This window comes from Aquipuribacter sp. SD81 (assembly GCF_037153975.1).
In the GTDB taxonomy this organism is placed as follows: domain Bacteria; phylum Actinomycetota; class Actinomycetes; order Actinomycetales; family JBBAYJ01; genus Aquipuribacter.
In genome coordinates this window covers 82927-98564 of the sequence record NZ_JBBAYJ010000004.1, presented here as the reverse complement: position 1 = coordinate 98564, position 15638 = coordinate 82927, and the positions used below count along the sequence as shown (strand labels likewise).

The 15638-nt window shown below is 76.3% G+C and carries 13 protein-coding genes and 1 tRNA gene; 8 read left to right on the top strand and 6 right to left on the bottom strand.

Annotation, left to right across the window (positions count from 1 at the left end; all coding sequences use genetic code 11):
* The first annotated feature begins 411 nt into the window (after positions 1-411).
* A complete protein-coding gene (locus WAA21_RS03570; RefSeq protein WP_336921382.1) occupies positions 412-543 on the top strand; it encodes a hypothetical protein in 132 nt (43 codons plus the stop codon).
* Between the two features lie 40 nt (positions 544-583).
* Positions 584-656: transfer RNA gene (locus WAA21_RS03565), tRNA-Thr, on the top strand.
* Positions 657-1184: 528 nt separating this feature from the next.
* Here the strand turns inward: WAA21_RS03565 and WAA21_RS03560 are convergent.
* The 3 genes from WAA21_RS03560 to WAA21_RS03550 all read right to left on the bottom strand — a co-directional run bounded on the left by WAA21_RS03560 (position 1185) and on the right by WAA21_RS03550 (position 4981).
* Positions 1185-2273: a M15 family metallopeptidase gene (locus WAA21_RS03560; RefSeq protein ID WP_336921381.1), complete on the bottom strand. Its 1089-nt coding sequence runs from the start codon at positions 2271-2273 to the stop codon at positions 1185-1187.
* A gap of 190 nt (positions 2274-2463) precedes the next feature.
* Positions 2464-2757: a DUF1330 domain-containing protein gene (locus tag WAA21_RS03555; protein WP_336921380.1), complete on the bottom strand. Its 294-nt coding sequence runs from the start codon at positions 2755-2757 to the stop codon at positions 2464-2466.
* Positions 2758-2827: 70 nt separating this feature from the next.
* On the bottom strand, positions 2828-4981 hold the full coding sequence (locus tag WAA21_RS03550) for a putative bifunctional diguanylate cyclase/phosphodiesterase (RefSeq protein WP_336921379.1): 2154 nt from the start codon (positions 4979-4981) through the stop codon (positions 2828-2830).
* Between the two features lie 210 nt (positions 4982-5191).
* Here WAA21_RS03550 and WAA21_RS03545 point away from each other — a divergent pair, with 210 nt between their 5' ends.
* The 3 genes from WAA21_RS03545 to WAA21_RS03535 are packed head-to-tail and all read left to right on the top strand — an operon-like array spanning position 5192 to position 7901.
* Positions 5192-5926: a hypothetical protein gene (locus WAA21_RS03545; RefSeq protein WP_336921378.1), complete on the top strand. Its 735-nt coding sequence runs from the start codon at positions 5192-5194 to the stop codon at positions 5924-5926.
* Positions 5927-5974: 48 nt separating this feature from the next.
* A complete protein-coding gene (locus WAA21_RS03540; RefSeq protein ID WP_336921377.1) occupies positions 5975-6940 on the top strand; it encodes an alpha/beta fold hydrolase in 966 nt (321 codons plus the stop codon).
* A 52-nt stretch (positions 6941-6992) separates the two neighbouring features.
* Complete coding sequence (locus WAA21_RS03535) at positions 6993-7901, top strand: NERD domain-containing protein (RefSeq protein ID WP_336921376.1); 909 nt, start codon at positions 6993-6995, stop codon at positions 7899-7901.
* Positions 7902-7991: 90 nt separating this feature from the next.
* On the opposite strand, the gene WAA21_RS03530 is transcribed toward WAA21_RS03535, so the two are convergent.
* The gene (locus tag WAA21_RS03530; protein ID WP_336921375.1) at positions 7992-8270 is read right to left on the bottom strand and encodes an HU family DNA-binding protein; all 279 of its coding nucleotides are present in this window, start codon (positions 8268-8270) and stop codon (positions 7992-7994) included.
* A 175-nt stretch (positions 8271-8445) separates the two neighbouring features.
* Here WAA21_RS03530 and WAA21_RS03525 point away from each other — a divergent pair, with 175 nt between their 5' ends.
* Both WAA21_RS03525 and WAA21_RS03520 read left to right on the top strand, forming a co-directional pair.
* Positions 8446-9492, top strand: a complete 1047-nt coding sequence (locus WAA21_RS03525; protein WP_336921374.1) for a glutathione S-transferase family protein — start codon at positions 8446-8448, stop codon at positions 9490-9492.
* A gap of 59 nt (positions 9493-9551) precedes the next feature.
* The gene (locus WAA21_RS03520) at positions 9552-11192 is read left to right on the top strand and encodes a peptide chain release factor 3 (RefSeq protein WP_336921373.1); all 1641 of its coding nucleotides are present in this window, start codon (positions 9552-9554) and stop codon (positions 11190-11192) included.
* Between the two features lie 52 nt (positions 11193-11244).
* Here the strand turns inward: WAA21_RS03520 and WAA21_RS03515 are convergent, their stop codons facing one another.
* Together WAA21_RS03515 and WAA21_RS03510 are read right to left on the bottom strand one after the other, a co-directional pair.
* Positions 11245-13116, bottom strand: a complete 1872-nt coding sequence (locus tag WAA21_RS03515; RefSeq protein WP_336921372.1) for an acyl-CoA dehydrogenase family protein — start codon at positions 13114-13116, stop codon at positions 11245-11247.
* A gap of 162 nt (positions 13117-13278) precedes the next feature.
* Positions 13279-14421 carry a methyl-accepting chemotaxis protein gene (locus tag WAA21_RS03510; protein WP_336921371.1) on the bottom strand — a complete coding sequence of 381 codons (1143 nt, stop codon included), beginning with the start codon at positions 14419-14421 and terminating at the stop codon, positions 13279-13281.
* Between the two features lie 202 nt (positions 14422-14623).
* Here WAA21_RS03510 and WAA21_RS03505 point away from each other — a divergent pair, with 202 nt between their 5' ends.
* On the top strand, positions 14624-15514 hold the full coding sequence (locus WAA21_RS03505; protein ID WP_336921370.1) for a hypothetical protein: 891 nt from the start codon (positions 14624-14626) through the stop codon (positions 15512-15514).
* The last annotated feature ends 124 nt before the right edge of the window (positions 15515-15638 follow it).

The window sequence follows — 15638 nt, the reverse complement described above, 5'->3', positions numbered from 1 at the left end:
CACCCGGGCGCTGGGGGTCAACCTCGGGGGCGGGACGCCCCGGTGTCAACGCCCCCGTCCACGTGGTCGTGTCCCTCGGTGTCGCCGCCCACGTGGTGCTGGCCCCGACGCGGTGCCGTGCTGGCCCCGATGTGCCCTGTATCGCCCGGCGGTCATGCTGCTCCTGGTCGGCAGGACGAGGAGGGCGCGATGTCGGCACGGGCGATGGTGAGCACGCACCTGGTGCAGGCCGACGGGTGGTGGGCGCGGGACCGCGGTGCGCGGCCGCGGGGGTGGTCCCTGCACAGGCGGTCCCTGCGACGGCCCGCCGACGTGACCGCCCCGGCTGCGACGCAGGACCCGGCCACCCGGGGTCCGTCGGCGAGGGAGGCAGCGACGTCCGTCGCCCCGGCTGCGGCCCTCGGGGCGCCGGTGCCCTCCCCGCGGCACCGCGTGCTCGTCGTCGACCTGCGGGAGCCGACGCCCGAGGCCGCCGTGGACGCCGGGGTGGACGCCGGGGTGGGGGCCGGGGTGGGGGCGGGTGGACCGCGGCACCGCCGCTGACCCTCTACACTCGTCAGCGGTCGCACGCGCGCGTGCGCCGGCCGCCTTAGCTCAGTCGGCAGAGCGATTCACTCGTAATGAATAGGTCCGGGGTTCGATTCCCCGAGGCGGCTCCCAGGTGGAGGTCCGGCCCCCGCGACGTGCGTCGCGGGGGCCGTGTCGTGTCCGGCGACCGGTGGGTCCGCGCTCCCGGCCGGGTCGCACGACCGTGCCGACCCCCGGAGGAACCCTTCAGGCTGCTGCTGTCGTCCGGTGGCGTGACGAACGCCGAGGCCCACGCTGCGCTGGTCCGCCTGCTCGGCCGGCCCGTCGACGAGTGCGTCGCGCTCGTCGTGCCGACGGCGCGGTGGGGGCACCCGCTGTGCGGTCCCGGCACGCCGCGGTGGACGACCGCACGCTCGGGCTGGTCGACTTCACGCTCTTCCCGCACCTCGACGCTGTCCCGACGAACACCATGGCGGCGGCGGAGTCGAGGGCGGCCGGCATGGGGGTCCCGGCCTACGCCGTTGGCGAGCAGACCGCGCTCGTCGTCGACGACGGCGTCGTCGAGGTCGCGTCGCGGGGGCGGTGGCGGTCCCGGTCGCGTCGGGCGACGCCGCCTCGCCCGGGCCCGCCTCGCCCGGGGCCGCCTCGCCCGGGGCTCAGCCGCCCGTCGCCGAGAAGTGCATCCAGTCCTTCGAGGACCGGTAGTCCCCGCCCCAGCCCCATGCCGCGTCGGCGAAGGCGCGCTCGACGACGGAGCCGGGCACCACCATGCCGGGCAGGTCGCGGGATCGGTCGGTGTAGGAGGTGGCGAGCTCCGGGATGACGACGCGGTCGCCGCCGGTGCCGCGCTCGTACGGGTTGTGGAACGGGTTGACGTCGAGGGCGCGCCCGTACGCGTGCTGTGACCACCCGCTGCCCCCGGTCACCGGACGGCACACGAAGGCCGACGTCACGTTGCCGTCGCCGGTGGGTGCCGCGTCCAGCTCGTCGGCGCGGACGACCCGCACCTCCTCCAGCGGGAACCGCTCGGCGTGCATGGCCCGGAACGCGCCGACGACCGCGTCCACCGCGTCGGCGTGCAGCAGCAGCTCGCCGGTGTGCGGCCGGCCGTCGAAGCCCCAGAACGCGACCCGCACGTACCGGAGGTCCTCGACCCCGACGGGGCACGCGGGCTGCCACGTCGAGCGGGCCAGCACGTCGTCGGGGACCTGCTCCACGGAGGCGTGGAACTGCCCGTCGGACGGCGGGGGCAGCCGGTCGACCGTCACGATGCGCCGGTCCCTCAGCTCCGGCGGGGTCTCCTGCGGGGCGACCGGGCCGCCGCCCGGCGGGGCGAGGGCCCGCGTGCCGAGCCAGTCCGGCGCCGGCGTGGCCGTGGTACCCCCGCCGGGGCCGGCCCCGGCGACGGGGCGCGACGGGGACGCACCGGGCCCGTTCGTCGCACCGCCCGTCGGTGCGCCGGGTGACGGCGGCGTCGCGCCCCCGACCGTCGACGACGGCCCGCTGCCGGCCGGTACGGACGGCTCGCGCGTGGCCACCGAGGTGGCCGGGGACGGCACGGGCGGACCGGCGACCGGCTCGCTCGGCCCGGCCGTCGAGCGCGGTGACACCGCGGCCGTCGCCGGGCCCGACGACCCGGCTCCCGTGCCGCAGCCGGGGAGCAGGAGGCACAGCACGGCCGCGAGCGCGACGCCCGCCCGGTGCGGACCACGGCCGCGCGCGCCGACCCCCGGTGCGCCCCTCACCCCGACGACGGTACGCGCCGGGTCCCGCTCGCCGAGCGGCACTGTCGCGGCACTGTCGCGGCACTGTCGCGGCCACAACGACACCTCCGACGACCCTGCGCGGCGTCCGGCGACCGCCCGAGCGTCCCGGTGTGTCGTCGTGGTCGCCCGGGCGCGCCCGGGTGCCGCGAACGGGCCGGGTAGGGGTCCGTCAGCCGGCGGCGGGCACGATCCGGATTTCGCGCACGGCGCCGTCGCCGAGGGCGGCGAGCGCCTCCTGGTAGGCGGGGCTCTCGTAGCAGGCGACGGCGGCTTCGACGCTGTCGAAGCCGATGAGGGCGGTGCGCTCCGCGACGCCGTCCTCGAAGGCGGCCGCGGCCGTCCCCCGGGCGAGGAACGTGCCGCCGGCGTCGGCGACGGCGGGGCCGGCGAGGCGGACGTAGGCCGCGAGCCGCTCGGGGTCGCGGACCTGCCGCACGCAGTTGATCCAGTAGGCACCGGGCACGGGCCAAGCCTGCCCCACCCGCCCGCGGCCGGCCACGGGTCCCGCCGCGCGGCGCGCGGGCGGGGGGGCGTCAGCGTCCCGAGGCGAGGGCCAGAGCCGTGACGCCGTCGACCGGGTGGCCGAGGTGGTACCCCTGCGCGAGGTCGCAGCCGAGGCGCTGCAGCGCCTCGACCTGGTCGGGGCCCTCGACGCCCTCGCCGACGACGCTCAGCCCCAGGGCCCGACCGATGAGCACGACGAGCTCGGCCATGGACGTGCGGTCCGGGTCGCCCGTCAGGTGCTCGACGAACGACTTGTCGATCTTGAGGATGTCCAGGGGCAGGTCCTGGAGGTAGCGCAGCGAGGAGTACCCCGTGCCGAAGTCGTCGACCGCGACCCGCACGCCCAGCCCGCGCAGCCGTTCCAGCTGCTCGCGGCTGCCGTCGACGTCGGTGAGGAGCACCGACTCCGTGATCTCCAGCACGAGCCGGCTCGGCGGCAGGCCCGTCGTGGCGAGGACGTCGGTGACGGTCGCGGCGAAGCCGGTGTCGCGCAGCTGCACGGTGGACACGTTGACGCTCACCGTGGGTGCACCGCCGTCCGCGGCCGCGGGCCAGCCCGCGGCGGCGGCGCACGCCCGGCGCAGCACCCACGCGCCGATCTCGCGGATGCGGCCCGTCTCCTCCGCGAGCGGCACGAAGTCCAGCGGCGGGACCGCGCCACGCTGCGGGTGACGCCACCGCAGGAGCGTCTCGAACCCGGCGATGCGGCCGGTGCTCAGCCGCACGTACGGCTGGAAGACGACGGACAGCTCCTCGCGCTCGAGCGCGTGCTCGAGGTCGTTGCGCAGCTCCAGGCGGGCGAGCGCACGCGCGTGCACCTCCGGGTCGAAGACCGTGCAGCGGTCCTTGCCGGCGCGCTTGGCCTCGTACATGGCCGCGTCGGCGTCCCGCAGCACCTCGGTCGCCCCGGTGTCGGGGCCGGCGACCGCGAGCCCCACGCTCGCACCCAGCACGAGCCGCCGGCCGTCGACCGTCACGGGCTCGCGCAGGACGGCGGCGACCTGCTCGGCCACGGCCAGGGCGGCGTCGGTGCCCGGCACCGAGGGCAGCAGGACGGCGAACTCGTCGCCGGCGAAGCGCGCGACCGTGGCCGTGGCCGGGCACACCGCGACCAGGCGCGCGGCGACGGTCGTGAGCACCCGGTCACCTGCCACGTGCCCGAGGCTGTCGTTGACGGCCTTGAAGTCGTCGAGGTCCAGGAAGACCAGCGCGGGGCGCCCGCCGGCCCGCGCGGGCCGCCGGAGGGCGTCCTGGAGCCGCTCGGTGAGCCGCGTCCGGTTCGCCAGGCCGGTGAGGGTGTCGCTGTAGGCGAGCGAGCGCAGGTCGTCCTGCATCTGGCGCCGCTCCGTGATGTCGCGGACGAACGCGTTGTAGCGGCGTACCCCGCCCGCACGCGTCTCCCACAGGACGAGGTCGACCGGGAACTCCGAGCCGTCGGCCCGCAGGGCGGTCGTCTCGACGCTGCGCCGCACCACCGGACGGTCGGGCCGCCCGGCCAGCCGCCCCAGCGCCGCCGTGTGGGCCGCGCGCTTCGCGGGCGGCACGACGACGTCGGCGAACACCCGGCCCAGCACCTCCGCGCGGCGACGGCCGAACATCTCCTCCGCCCGCTCGTTCCACTCCAGCACGCGGCCGGCCTCGTCGAGGCTGACGAAGCCGTCCTGGGCCGTCTCCAGCACCGATCGGAGCTGCTGCTCGCTCACCCGCAGCGCCTGCTGGGACTCGCGGACCTCCGTGACGTCCGTGAGCACGCCGAACCACACGACGTCCGTCCCGTCGGGACCGCCGGCGCGGGCCGTGACGGCGTCCTGGATCCACCGCCACCGGCCGCTCGCGTCCCGCAGCCGGTACTCGCTGACGTGCACGCAGTCGACGTCCCGCCCCCACCCGGCCTCCGCCGCGAGGACGCGGTCGCGGTCCTCGGGGTGCAGCAGGCGCACCCAGGCGGACGGGTCGTCGAGCCACGTGGCGGGGTCGTGGCCCAGCACGTCGGTGAGGCGGGGGCTCAGGTAGTGCCACGCGCCGGCCTCGCCCGGCGCGGCGACGTAGGCGACGCCCGGCATCGTCTCGACGAGGACGCGGAAACGGTCCGTGGCCCCGGGCAGCGGCAGGGCCGTGCGGTCCCGACGCGGGACCGGCAGCCCGAGGCGCCGGGGTGGCGCGGTGGTGTCGCCCGGCTGCACGGCCCACTCCTCCCGTGACGCCGGGGTCCGGCGTCCTCGTCGCTGTCCCGTGCACGATCGGCAGGACGCGGGCCGGGATGAACGCGGTGCGTCACCCGCCGGGGCGGTGACGTCACCGGCTCACCCGTTCGCGCGGTAACGGCGGTCGCGACGGGACCGATGCTCGAGGTGACCGGGTCGTCGAGCGGCCCCAAGCGCAGGAGCGTCCACATGCAGGTCCGCACGTTCGTCACGAAGCACGCCGTCGTCCTCGCCGCCGCGGGCGTCCTGGTCGTGACGGGCTCGCTCGCCGCGTCGGCGCAGCTCGCCGAGCCGACCGAGCCGACGTCGGAGCCGTCGGCCGCACCCTCGGCGGAACCGACCGGGCAGCCGTCGGTGGACCCGTCGACCGAGCCCTCGGTGGAGCCGTCGGTGGAGCCGTCGGTGGAGCCGTCGGTGGAGCCGCCGGTGCAGCCGTCGATCGAGCCGTCCGTCGCGCCCTCGGTGGAGCCGTCGCCGGAGCCGTCGGAGGCGCCGGAGGAGGGCCCCGTCGGACCCGACGCCACCGGCCCCGCGGCGAAGGGCCTGTGCACCGCGTGGTCGAAGGGCGGCCTCGGGGCGTCCTCCGTCGCGCGCGCGAACCTCGTCGAGGCCGCCGGCGGCGCCGACGCGGTCGACGGGTACTGCGCGACCGTCCTCGCGGACCAGGCGGCCGGGCGGGGCTCGCGAGGCGAGGACGACATGGAGAAGCCCGCGAAGGCCGAGAAGCCCGCGAAGGCGGAGAAGCCCGGGAAGACGGAGAAGCCCGCGAAGGCGGCGAAGCCCGCGAACGACGGTGAGGCCGAGGAGCCGGTCGAGGTGGACGAGGCCTCCGACGAGGGCCCGAGGAGCGCCGGCGGCGGCGCGGGCGCCGAGGGCGGCACGGGCGGCGGCAGAGGCGGCGGCACGGGCGGCGGCAAGGACTGAGCCCGCGCGGTGTGGCGTGGTCGCCGCACGGCGACCACGCTGGGGCCCGTGACGGACCGCTCCTCGGACAGCACGACGGCCGACGAGGCGGTGCCCGGTGCGCGCGAGCGGCGGGTGCCCGGCGCGCGGGTCGGAGACGGCATCACCAGCCCGGTCGAGGTGGCGGTGACGGACGCCGGGCCGGAGTCGGGGCCGGCGGTCCTGCTCCTGCACGGCTTCCCCGACTCGCGGCGGCTGTGGCGGCACCAGGTGCGGGCGCTCGCCGACGCCGGCCACCGGGTCGTGGCGCCGGACCTGCGCGGCTTCGGCGACACCGACGCGCCCGACCGCGTCGGCGCCTACCGGCTCGGGCTCGTCGTTGACGACGTGCTCGCGGTCCTCGACGCCCTCGGCCTCGACCGGGTGGTCGTCGTCGGGCACGACTGGGGGAGCCTGGTCGCGTGGCGGCTCGCCGCCGCCCACCCCGAGCGGGTGCGGGCGCTGGTCGCGGTGAGCGTCGGGCACCCGGGGGCACGCGCCGCCGGCGGTCCCGCCCAGCTGTGGCGCGGCCTGTACGTGCTCGCCTTCCTCGTGCCGGGTCTCGCCGAGCGGCTGCTGCCGTGGCGGGGGTGGTGGCTGTGGCGCGCGCTCGCCTGGCGGGGTGCCCGGCCGGCCGACGAGCCCGACCTCGCCCGGCAGGTGGCGGACCTGTCCCGCCCGGGTCGCCTCGCCGCCGGGCTCGCCTGGTACCGCGCCAACGCGACGCCCGGCCGGCGCCGGCGGCGGGCCGGGAGCGCCGCGGTAGGTGCGCAGGGGCCCGGCGTGCGCAGGGGCGTGGTCGACCGTCCCGTCATGGGGGTGTGGTCCGACCGGGACCCCGCGCTCACCGAGCGGCAGATGACCGCCAGCGCCCGCTTCGTCACCGGCCCGTGGCGCTACGAGACGCTCGTCGGCGTCGACCACTGGGTGCCGGTGCGCGCGCCCTCGGCCCTCGACGCCCTGCTCCTGGGGTTCCTCGAGCAGCTGGAGGCGTGAGGGGCGGGACCCGCCGCTCAAGCCGGTCGCCCGTCGTGCCGATGGGGTCCCCATGGGGACCACCACGGTGCGACGACAGGGCCGGCTGTACGTGAGCCGCGGTGGTCGCACCGTCGGCTGGTACGACCTCTCCAGCGGCGACGTCCGCTCCGCCCCCGGTCACGAGCAGGCCGTCCGCGGGGCCGTCGACGACTGGGTGCGTCGCGAGAGCCCGCTGCGTCGCCGGCCGCTGCCGACCACGCTGCGCGCGGCGGGGGACCCGACCGCCGCAGCCGTCCGCGTCCCGGCACCGCGCGCGGCGTCCGAGCCGCTCGTGGAGGCGGCGCCGTCGCTGCGGCTCAACGAGCCCGGCGGTCCGGCGGCGCACCGCGCGCGCGTCCTGCTCGACCGTGCACCCCAGCCGCGGCGGCTGCTCGGCCGCTCCCGCCCGCCCCGGGAGGCGCTGCCCTGGCTGCAGGCCGCCCACGGCCAGCGCCTCGTGGGCGACGCCCTCGCCGGGCTCGGCCCCACCTGGCAGGTCCTCCACGCGGCCCCCCTCGGCGGCGGCGCCGTCGTGGACCACGTCCTGGTCGGGCCCGGCGGCGTGCTCGCCGTGACGACCCGCAGTCACGCCGTCCCGACCGCGTGGCTCGACGGGGACCGGCTGCGGGTGGGCGGCCAGCCGAAGACGTACGTGCGCGACAGCCGCCGCCGTGCCGCGGCCGTGGCCGCGGTGGTCTCCGGGACCCTGGCCGCGTCCGTGCCGGTGCAGCCCGTCCTCGTGCTCGTCGGGCCGCGCGCCGTGGACGTCCGCCGGCCCGCGGCGGGGGTCGCGGTCCTGCCGGGCGGTGGGCTGCTGGAGTGGCTGCGCGCCCGACCCGCGGTGCTCGCCTCCACCGACGTCGCCCGTCTGGCGGGCGTCCTCGAGGACGCCCGCCGCTGGCCGGGCCACGAGGACCCCGTCCGCTCCGCCGTCGCCTGACACGGCGACGGCCCGTGGCCGGGGAGGTCCCCCGGCGCACGGGCCGTGGCGTGCTCGCCGGCGGGTCGCGGACCCGCCGTGCCGCGCGGCTCAGCCGGCCGCGGCAGCCTTCAGCTTGCTGCCGGCGCTGACCTTGGCGGTCTTGGACGCCGGGATCTGGATGGTCTCGCCCGTCGCGGGGTTGCGGCCCTCACGTGCCGAGCGCGAGCCCTGCTCGAAGGAGAGGAAGCCGGGGAGGGTGATCTTGTCCTCGCCCTTGGCGACGACGTCGAACACGACGTCCTGGAAGGCCGCGAGCACCTTGTCGGCGTCGGCCTGCGAGACGCCCGACTTGTCGGCGACGGCGCTGATGAGCTCCTTGCGGTTCATGTGTCCTCCTGGTCGGGGTCGTCACGGCCCGACGGCGCGTTCGCCTGCTGGTCCGGCCCGTGACAACGGTCTTCACCGGCCACCGTAGGGGCATTTGCCCCGGGCGCCAGCAGGACACGGGGCGCGTCGCGGTCCTCGACGTGCCGTCGGGCCTCGCGCTGCCTAGCGTCGGGGTGTGGCTCCCGCGCAGCAGAAGTACATCGAGGACTCCTTCCAGCGTGACACGCAGTACATCCCCGACCGGGTGGTGGCCCAGCCCACCCGGGACGGGGAGTGGCCGGTCGAGGCGGGCCGGTACCGGCTGGTCGTCGCCCGCGCGTGCCCGTGGGCCAACCGCGCCCTCATCGACCGGCGCCTGCTCGGCCTCGAGGACGCCATCTCCCTCGCCGTCGCCGGGCCGGTGCACGACGCCGACTCGTGGACCTTCGACCTCGACCCGGGCGAGGTCGACCCGGTGCTCGGCGTCCCGCGGCTGAAGGACGCCTACGAGAAGCGCTTCCCCGGCTACCCCAAGGGCATCACCGTCCCGGCGCTGGTCGACGAGCGCAGCGGCGAGGTCGTCACGAACGACCACCCGCAGCTCACGCTCGACCTGTCGACGCAGTGGATCGCGCACCACCGCGACGGCGCGCCCGACCTGTTCCCCGAGGAGCACCGCGAGGAGATCCTCGAGGTCGCGGACTCCTTCTACGAGGACGTCAACAACGGGGTCTACAAGTGCGGCTTCGCGGGGAAGCAGGCGTCCTACGAGCGCGCGTACGACGCGCTGTTCTCGCGGCTCGACGCCCTGAGCGAGCGGCTGGAGCGGCGCCGCTACCTCGTCGGCGACTCGATCACCGAGGCCGACGTCCGCCTGTTCACCACGCTCGCGCGCTTCGACGCCGTGTACCACGGCCACTTCAAGTGCAACCGGTCGAAGCTGACGGAGATGCCGGTCCTGTGGGCCTACGCCCGCGACCTGTTCCAGACCCCCGGCTTCGGCGACACGCAGGACTTCGTGCAGATCAAGCAGCACTACTACGCCACGCACCTCGACATCAACCCGACCGGCATCGTGCCGAAGGGGCCCGACGAGCGGGTGTGGGCGACCCCGCACCACCGTGAGGAGCTCGGTGGCAGCCCGTTCGGCGACGGCACGCCGCCCGGCCCGGTGAGCGAGGCGGAGGCGGTGCCGGCCGCGCACAACCGCGCGCTGGAGCTGCTCGGGCTGTCGCACCGCTGAGGCGGACCGGCCCGGGCGACCCGGCGGTCGCGGTCGCCCCGAGCCGTACCCTGGAGGCGATGACCGCCACCGACCTGCCGGCGCCCCCGGCGACCGACGCCGACGGCACCGCGCCGCTGGAGGCCGCCTCCCGCCGGCGCACCTTCGCCGTCATCAGCCACCCCGACGCGGGCAAGTCGACCCTCACCGAGGCGCTCGCCCTCCACGGTGGCGCGATCGGGCAGGCCGGCATCGTGCAGGGCAAGGGCGGTCGGCGGGGGGTCGTCAGCGACTGGCTCGACATGGAGAAGGCCCGGGGCATCTCCATCACCTCCGCGGCGCTGCAGTTCACCTACCGCGACCGGGTCGTCAACCTGCTCGACACCCCCGGCCACGCCGACTTCTCCGAGGACACCTACCGCGTCCTCACCGCCGTCGACTCCGCGGTCATGCTCGTGGACGCCGCGAAGGGCATGGAGCGGCAGACCGTCAAGCTGTTCGAGGTGTGCCGGCTGCGCGGGCTGCCCATCGTGACGGTCGTCAACAAGTGGGACCGGCCGGGCCGGGAGGCGCTGGAGCTGCTCGACGAGTTCCAGACCGTCACGGGCATGGTCCCGACGCCCGTGCTCTGGCCGGTCGGCATCGGCGGGGACTTCCGCGGCCTGCTCGACCTGCGTGATGGCACGCCCGCCGAGGCCGCCTACATCGCCTTCGACGAGGGCTCCGGCGGGGCGACCCGTACGACGTGGACGCCCATGTCGCTGCAGGCGGGCCTCGACCGCGACGGCGACCTCCTCGCGACCGCGCAGGAGGAGGTCGAGCTCGTCCTGGACAGCAACGGCCGCCACGACGACGCCACCTTCCGGGCCGGACGCACCACGCCGGTCGTCTTCGCCGCCGCCGTGCTCAACCGCGGCGTCGAGCAGCTGCTCGACCTGCTCGTCGACACCGCGCCCCCGCCCGCGGACCGGCCCGCGGCCGGCGGCGGCGTGCGCGCGGTAACCGAGCCGTTCAGCGGGCAGGTGTTCAAGGTGCAGGCCGGCATGGACGCGGCGCACCGCGACCACGTCGCCTTCATCCGCGTGAGCTCCGGACGCTTCCAGCGCGGGGAGAACGTCGTCAACGCCCGCACGGGCAAGGCCGTCGGCACCAAGTACGCCCACCGCGTCTTCGGCGGCACCCGCTCCGGGGTCGAGGACGCGTGGCCCGGTGACGTCGTTGCCATCGTCAACGCGACCGGCGTGCGGGTCGGCGACACGCTGTACTCCGGCCGCAAGGTCGAGTACCCGCCGATCCCGACGTTCGCCCCAGAGCACTTCGCGGTGTGCCGGGCCAAGGACCTCGGCCGCTACAAGCAGTTCCAGCGGGGCATCACCGAGCTGCACCACGAGGGCGTCGTGCAGACGCTGCGCTCCGACCTGCGCGGGGAGCCCGCACCGGTGCTCGCCGCGGTCGGGCCCATGCAGTTCGACGTCGTGCAGCACCGCATGGCCGGCGAGTTCGGCTGCGAGGTGACGCTGGAGCCGCTGCCGTACCAGATCGCCCGGCGCACGACGGCCGAGCACCGCGCGCTGCTCGACGCGGTGCCCGGCGTCGAGGTGCTGACGAGCCTCGACGGGGACCACTTCGCGCTCTTCCCCGACCGGTGGCGCCTGCAGCGCATCGAGCGCGAGAACCCCGACGTGGTCCTCGACGCGCTCGCGGCGGACTCGCTGGCCTGAGACGCGGACGCGCCCGGGCCCCTCGCGGGGCCGGACGCGTGCCCTGGGCGGCTCAGGCCGCGAGCCCGGCCGTCTCCCGGTCGGCGGCCCGGACGGGCTCGACCGCGAAGCCGTCGACGAGGTCGACCGCGACCGGGCGCAGGGCCGCGCACAGCCCCGTGATCCGGTCGCGCAGGACGCGCGCCTCGTGCCGGCGGACCCGGCCGTGGGTGAGGAACCAGCCGAGGTCCTCCTCGACGGTCGCGAGCAGGAACAGCTCACGCACCTGCCGCAGCACCGCGAGGGTCGCGTCGTCGGCCACCGCCTCGGCCCGGGCCACCGCCCGGTCGAAGCCGGCCGCGAGGAGCACGTCGGCGTGCGCGAGCCCGACGGCGACCATGTGCTGCTGGGTGGCGGCGGTCGCCCGGGCGGCCGCGGCCGGGTCGGGCAGCGCGCGGGCGTGGCGCAGCCGGGCCGCGAGCGAGGCGAGCAGGTGCTCGCGCCGCTCGTGCAGCAGCTCCGTCGCCGCGTCGCCACGCAGCCCGCCGCGGGCCAGCGGCGGCAGCCGGTCACCGAGGCGCAGGCGCAGGGCCCGCAGGGCCGAGCGCGCCTGCCCGGCCGCCCCCCGGGAGCGGGCGGCGAGGTCGCCGACGAGGTTCTTCGCGACCAGCTGGCACAGCACGGTGTTGTCGCCCTCGAAGGTGGCGAACACGTCGGTGTCGGCGCGCAGGCGCCCGAGCGGGCTGCTCGACAGGTAGCCCGCACCGCCGCAGGACTCGCGCGCCGTCTGCAGCGTGCGGACGGCGTGCCACGTGCTCGCGGCCTTGAGCGCGGCGGCGTCGGTCTCGAGCACCCGGCGCGCGGCCTCGTCGCGGCGGCCCTCGTGCACGGCCTGCAGGTCGGCGACGAGCTGCTGCTGCGCGAAGGCGACGGCGTAGGTCCGCGCGAGCGGCGGCAGCAGCCGGCGCTGGTGGGCGGGGTGGTCCAGCAGCAGGATCTCGTGCCCGGCCACCGGGTCGGTGAACTGGCGACGGCGGTCGCCGTGGCGCACGGCCGCGGCGAGCCCGACCTTCGTGGCGCTGAGGGCGGCGCCGGAGATGCTGACCCGGCCCCGCACGAGCGCACCGAGCATGGTGAAGAAGCGGGCGTTGCGGGACCTGATGTCGCTGGCGTACGTGCCGTCGGCCGACACCTGCGCGAAGCGGTCGAGCAGGGCCTCCCGCGGCACCCGGACCGAGTCGAAGGCGAGCCGGCCGTTGTCGACCCCGGCGAGACCGGCCTTGCCCCCGCAGTCCTCGATCGTCACGCCGGGGCACGGGCGGCCGTCGGGGTCGCGGATCGGCACGACGAGCGCGTGCACGCCGTGCTCCTGCCCGCCCACGACGAGCTGGGCGAACACCACGGCGGTGTCCCCGTCGCGCGCGGCGTTGCCGATGTAGTCCTTCCACGCGCCGCGGTCCGGGGTGTGGACGACGAACTCCTCGGCCTCGGTGTCGTAGGTGGCCGTCGTCCGCAGCGACGACACGTCGGACCCGTGGTCGCTCTCGGTCATGGCGAAGCAGCCCGTCACCGACATGTTCATGAGCCCGGGCACGAGACGACGGTGCTGCTCGGGTCCGCCGAGCGCCTGCACCGCCCCGCCGAACAGGCCCCACTGCACGCCCGCCTTGACGGTGAGGGAGAGGTCGCCCGTCGCGAGCATCTCGTAGGCGGCGACCGAGGCGCCCACGTCGTCCTGCCCGCCGAACTCGCGCGGGAACCCGAGCTTCTGCTGGGGCAGGTCCGCCATCCGGTGCATCGCCTCGAGCACCCAGGCCCGGTGCGCTTCGCGCTCCGCGTGCTCGCGGGGGGTGAACCACTCGGCACGGTGGACCTCGCGCAGCTCGGTGCGCAGCGTGTGGTGCTCACCGTCGAGCAGCCGGACCAGGGTGGGGACGTCGACCACGGGAACCGCCTCCTTCTACCTACGTCCACGTAGGTTACTCGACGGTAACATGGCGCCGGGAGTGCGTCGCGGCGGGCCGACCCGCCCGGGTCCGACCCGCATGGCGACGGCCGCCCCGGGATACCCCGGGGCGGCCGTGTCGGTGGGCCTGACGGGCGCGCGTCAGGACTTGAGGATGATCTCGTGGAGCGTCGTCGCCTCGGCGGTGACCTCGGCGGCGGCCTGCGGGATCAGCTCGGACTGCTCGACCGTCTCGCGCGCGCCGGAGGCGATGTGCGCGATCGCGGCCGCGATCTCGGACGTGACGGCGGACTGCTGCTCGATGGCGGCCGCGACCGTGTCCTGCGACTCGTTGATGCCGTCGACGAGGCTCGAGATGCGCGCGAGGGTGGTGACGGCCTCCTGCGCGGCGCGCTGGATGGCCTCGATGCGCTGCTCGATGTCGCTGATGGAGCTCGACGTGGTGCCGGCGAGCTGCTTGACCTCCTCGGCGACCACGGCGAAGCCGCGTCCGGCCTCGCCCGCGCGCGCCGCCTCGATCGTCGCGTTGAGCGCGAGCAGCTTCGTCTGGTCGGCGACCGTCGTGATGAGGCGGAGGAAGTCGCCGATCTCCTGGCTCGAGCGCTGGAGGTCCTCCATGCGTTGCACGCCCTCGCTGGTGGCGGCCATCGTCTCGCGGACCTGCGAGCCGACGTGCACCGAGGACTGCGAGATCGACCCGACGGCCGCGCGCATCTCCTCGGTCGCGGCGGCGGCGCTGTCGGCCTGCCCGGAGGTGTCGGCCGCGACCTCGAGGAGGCGCCCGGACACGGTGCCGATGCGCTCGGTGGCCTGCCGCACGTCGGCGAAGGCGGCGTCGGCGGAGGCGTTGCGGCCCGAGACGTCGTCCCACAGCACGACGAAGCCGAGGCGGTTGCCGGTCTGGTCGGTGATGGCGTTGATGCTCGTGCGCAGCGTCCTGCCGCCGAAGCCGAAGACGGCCTCGCGGGGCAGCTGGGCGGGGTCGGCGAGGATCCGGTCGATCCGCGCGGGGTCCTTGTGGAAGCGGTGGATGGAGCCGCCGAGCAGCTGCTCGACGCTCATGCCGAACGCCTGGCGGACCGCGCCGGAGATCTCCTGCACCGTGGTGCGCGCTCGACGGTTCATGTAGACGAGCGTGAGCGACAGGTCGGCGATGAAGCAGTTGCCGGCCAGGCTGTCGAGCGTCGCTCGCAGCGGGTTGCCCTCGTCGGCGAGGGCCGCGTTGATGTCGGCCTGCGTCGTCGACGGACGGAAGCCGTTCTGCAGGAGCTGGGCGAAGGTCATGGAGCGCCTCGTCGTCTCGGTGGGCCGGGCCGGTCGGCCCGCACCTGCCTCATCGGCCGCGGGGCCCGACACCTGAGCCCTCCCGGGCGATCCGTGCGCGCCAGGGGTTGACAGCGGGCGATCCGGGTACTCCGACCGCGCGCGGGCCGACGTCGCCCGGAGGTGGCCCCACCTCCGCGCCGACCGCGCGAGGGAGGACACCATGGACACCGCCACCGTCGTCACGGTCGTCGTGCTGGCCGTGCTCGTGCTCGTCGCGGTCGCCGTCGTCGGCCGCGCCGTGCGCCGCAAGGACGACCGGCGCCGCAGCGAGGAGCTGCAGGAGCGCTTCGGTCCCGAGTACGAGCGGACCGTGAGCGAGGCCGACGACCGCCGCGAGGCCGAGCGCGAGCTGCAGCAGGCGGCCGAGCGCCGAGACGGGCTCGACATCCGTCCGCTCACGAGCTCCTCGCGGGCGCGCCGCACCGAGCAGTGGTCGACCGTGCAGGCGATGTTCGTCGACGCGCCCGTCGAGGCGGTCGAGAGCGCCCGCAGCCTCGTGCTCGACGTCATGCACGAGCGCGGCTACCCCACCGAGGACACCGACGAGCGGGCGCGCATGCTCGCGGCGGACCGCGCCGACCACGGCGACGTCGTGGAGAACCACCGAGGGGCCGAGGCGTACCGGGAGCGCTACCGCTCCGGAGAGGGCGGCACCGAGGACCTGCGGCAGGCCTTCGTCTTCTACCGGCGGCTGTTCGACACCCTCGTCGACGACGTGGCCGACGCGCCGGGCGCCGCCGCGGCCCGGGACGGCGGGCCGGTGGCGGCCGGGCACGACGGGCGCGGCGACGACGGGCACGGCCACGACGAGCGCGGCCACGTCGGACAGGCCGACGACAGCCGGTCCGACGACCGCACCCACGAGGACCGGACGCACGCCGACCACCAGGCGGGCACGGCGAGGCTCGACGACGGCTCGACCGACGGCTCGACCGACGGCTCGACCGACGGCCGGCACCGGGCGGACCGCCCGCACGAGGTCGACGTGCGCGAGGCCGACGGCCTGGCTGCGCGCCCCGCCGGGGCCGGCTCGTCCGACGAGCGCCGCTGAGGCGGCGACCCGCCCGCCACAGCCACACCTGAGACGGCCCCCGCACGTCCCTCGTCGGCGGCGGGGGCCGTCGGGTGTGACGTCGTGGCCGCCCGACGGCCGGCGCGACCGAGGGCACCGGGGT

What these genes read in the sequence shown, in the direction of transcription:
- WAA21_RS03545 (WP_336921378.1), top strand. Translation starts at nt 5,192, where the DNA reads ATGCAGGTCCGCACGTTCGTCACGAAGCACGCCGTCGTCCTCGCCGCC.
- WAA21_RS03535 (WP_336921376.1), top strand. Translation starts at nt 6,993, where the DNA reads ATGGGGACCACCACGGTGCGACGACAGGGCCGGCTGTACGTGAGCCGC.
- WAA21_RS03530 (WP_336921375.1), bottom strand. Translation starts at nt 8,270, where the DNA reads ATGAACCGCAAGGAGCTCATCAGCGCCGTCGCCGACAAGTCGGGCGTC.
- WAA21_RS03520 (WP_336921373.1), top strand. Translation starts at nt 9,552, where the DNA reads ATGACCGCCACCGACCTGCCGGCGCCCCCGGCGACCGACGCCGACGGC.
- WAA21_RS03510 (WP_336921371.1), bottom strand. Translation starts at nt 14,421, where the DNA reads ATGACCTTCGCCCAGCTCCTGCAGAACGGCTTCCGTCCGTCGACGACG.
- WAA21_RS03505 (WP_336921370.1), top strand. Translation starts at nt 14,624, where the DNA reads ATGGACACCGCCACCGTCGTCACGGTCGTCGTGCTGGCCGTGCTCGTG.